Consider the following 3,110-nt stretch of genomic DNA (forward strand, 5'->3'; position numbering starts at 1 on the left):
CCCCCCACCACCCCCAGCCCCCCGAACGCACCGGCAACCTCCGTCCACGCCTTACCTCTTTCGTGGGCCGGGAACTCGAACTCGACGCCATCCGTTCCGAATTGCACAGGGCCCGACTGGTCACGCTCACCGGACCAGGCGGCTCTGGAAAGACCCGTCTCGCCGAGGAAGCCGCCGCCGGCCTCCCGCAGGCATGGCTGGTCGAGCTCGCCCCGCTCGACCGTCCGGAGGCGGTGCCCGGCGCCGTGGTCAACGCACTCGGTCTACGCGAGACCGTGCTCATGACCAACGAGCTGACGGCCCCGCAGGACGACCCGGTCGCCCTGCTGATCGAGTACTGCGCCCCGCGCAGCCGACTCCTGATCCTTGACAACTGCGAACATGTCATCGGCGCGGCCGCCACCCTCGCCGAAACCCTGCTGACCCGCTGCCCAGGCCTCACCATCCTCGCCACCAGCCGTGAACCCCTGGGCGTCCCCGGCGAGTTGGTGCGCCCGGTCGAGCCCCTGCTCCCCGACCAGGCGCACCGCCTCTTCGCGGAGCGCGCGGCGGCCGTCCGCCCCGACGCCGGCGCCGTGCTGCGCGACGAGCGCGACCAGATGGCCGTCGCGGAGATCTGCCGCCGCCTCGACGGCCTGCCGCTCGCCATCGAGCTGGCGGCGGCCCGGCTACGGCTGCTCACCCCCCGGCAGATCGCCGACCGCCTGGACGACCGCTTCCGCCTCCTCACCTCCGGAAGCCGTACGGTCCTGCCCCGCCAGCAGACCCTGCGCGCCGTCGTCGACTGGTCCTGGGAACTGCTCGACGAGCCGGAGCGCACGGTGCTGCGCGAGGTGTCCGTCTTCGCGGGCGGCTGGGACCTCGCGGCGGCGGAGGCGGTGTGCACCGGGCCGGTCGCGGACTTGATCGGCGCGCTCGTCGACAAGTCCCTGGTCGTGGCCACGCCGGGCGAGCGGGACGGCTCCGGCGGCATGCGGTACCGCCTGCTGGAGACCATCCACGAGTACGCCGTCGAGCGCGCGGCCGAAGCTCCCGAGCTGCGCGTCGCGGCCGAGCGCCGACACCGCGCGTGGGTGCGCGCGCTCGTCGAGCAGGCCGAACCACTGCTGCGTTCTGCCGGTCAACTCCCGTGGATCGCACGCCTGGAGACGGAGTTGGACAACATCCGGGCGGCCCTCGATCGCGCCCTCACCGCGGGCGACGAACCGGATGCCACCTCCATCGCCCTCGCCATGGGCTGGTTCTGGTGGCTGCGCAACTACCGCCACGAGGGCACAGCCTGGATCGACCGGACCCTGCGTCTGGGGACGGCCCTGGCCGCCCTCGGCGACGATGCGCCGGCGGCCTCCCCCGACTCCCGGGTTGCCTCCATCGACTCCCCCGTCACCTCTCTCGACCCGATCGACGCCTTCCTCGCCACCCCGGAGGAGGAGCCCCACCACCCACTGCACCTCGCGCGCATGAACCTCCGGCTGCTCCACCTCTTCCTCAAGTCCGATACCGAACCGATCGACGCACTGCTGGACGAGCGGATGCGGCGCTACATGATCCGGATGCGGGACTTCTTCGAGCCGGGAGGCCCGAAGTCGGCGCGGCTGCCGGGGCTCGTCTGGCCGCTGATCGCCTTCTTCCTGGGCAGTTCGCCGGACATCCGGGCTGCCATGGACAAAGCCGTCGCCAACTGCCGTGTCCACGGCGGCGACTGGGAGGTCGGCGTCCTGCTGATGTTCCGTACGCACATGGTCGTCGACTCACCCGGTGGCCTGGAGGGCATCGACGACGACCTCGCGGAGCTGCGGACCCTCAGCCGCCGCGTCGGGGACCGCTGGATGCGGGCCCAGGTGTGCAGCGCGGCCGGCGAGACGGCCATGTCGCGCAGCCGCTTCGAGGAGGCCAAGGGCGAGTACGAGGAGGCGCTGCGGCTCGCCTACGAGGTGGGCGCGTACGCCGAGACCCCGTTCCTCGTCGCCCGGCTCGCCGAGATCGCCTATCGCTCGGGCGACCGTACGGCGGCGCGGACCGCACTGGACGAGGCGAGCGCGGCGGCCGACCGCCACGGCGTGACGGACTCACGGGCGTTCGTGCTGCTGGTGCGGGCCCAGATGGCGCTGGACGACAAGGAGACCGCCCGCGCGCGGGAGATGTGCGAGGCGGCCCGCGCGGAGATCGCCCGCGGCACACCACCACCCCAGTTCATCGCGATGCTGAACGCGGTCGACGCCCTGGTCGTGACGGCCGAGTCGGGCCCGGAGCACGGACTGCCCCTCCTGGCCGACACGCTGCGTGTGGCCGTGGAGAACCGGTGTGCCGACGTGATCACGGCAAGCCTCACGGACGCCGCGGCGGACCTGCTGACCCGCCTCGGCGACCACCCGTGCGCGGTCCGCATGCTCGCCGCCTCGGAGCACTGGCGCCGCGGTCACCCACGTCCTCTGCCGGAGCGCGCGCACGCCGAGCGCGCCGAGGCCGCCGCCCGCACCGCGCTGGGCGCCGAGCGGTTCAGCGACGAGCACACCCGGGGCGCCGCCCTGACCCCGGACGACGTCCTGCGCGACCTCGCCGAGGCCGTGCGCGACCTGCGCGGCCCTACGCCCGGCTGAGCCCCACCCACGGCTGAACCCTTACACGCAGCTGAACTTCGACTCCGCCCAGTCCGCCAGCAGCAGGGTGTCGAAGGTGCTGTGCGGCTCGACCACCAGCCGTACGGTCTCGCGCCCGACGAGGTTCACATGGACGGGCACCGCCGCGTCCCCGCCCTCGAGCACTCCGGACCGCCACAGCCGCACGCCGTCGGCGTAGACCGAGAAGGAGAACTTGCCGAGCCCCAGGTTCGTGTCGTCGACGCCGACCATCGCGTCGTAGGCGGAGCACTCCCGGTTGAGGTCGATGGTCACGGAGGACCGGCCGTGCACGGTGACGCCGTGTGCGTACTGCGTGTCGGCGATCGACACGCCGTACCGCTGCCACACCCAACTGCTCTCGCCGAGCCGCATCTCGGGCTCGGTGCCGTCGCCGGTGAGGTTGTACGACAGCTCGCTCCACTGGTAGACGGCCGGGGCGGGCGGAGGCGGGGGAGTCGGCGTGGGTGTGGGCGTCGGGGTGGGTGTGGG

Annotated in this window: 2 protein-coding genes; one reads left to right on the top strand and one right to left on the bottom strand. The window is 72.8% G+C overall.

Annotated elements, in window-relative coordinates; all coding sequences use genetic code 11:
• Window positions 1-2,600, top strand: a 2,600-nt coding sequence (locus ADL12_RS20780; RefSeq protein WP_062704176.1) for an ATP-binding protein, incomplete at its 5' end; no start/stop codon positions are given.
• Window positions 2,601-2,621: 21 nt separating this feature from the next.
• On the opposite strand, the gene ADL12_RS20785 is transcribed toward ADL12_RS20780, so the two are convergent.
• On the bottom strand, window positions 2,622-3,110 hold a 489-nt coding region (locus ADL12_RS20785; RefSeq protein WP_208614583.1), incomplete at its 5' end, for an NPCBM/NEW2 domain-containing protein.

This window comes from Streptomyces regalis, from assembly GCF_001509475.1.
Taxonomy (GTDB): Bacteria; Actinomycetota; Actinomycetes; order Streptomycetales; family Streptomycetaceae; genus Streptomyces; species Streptomyces regalis.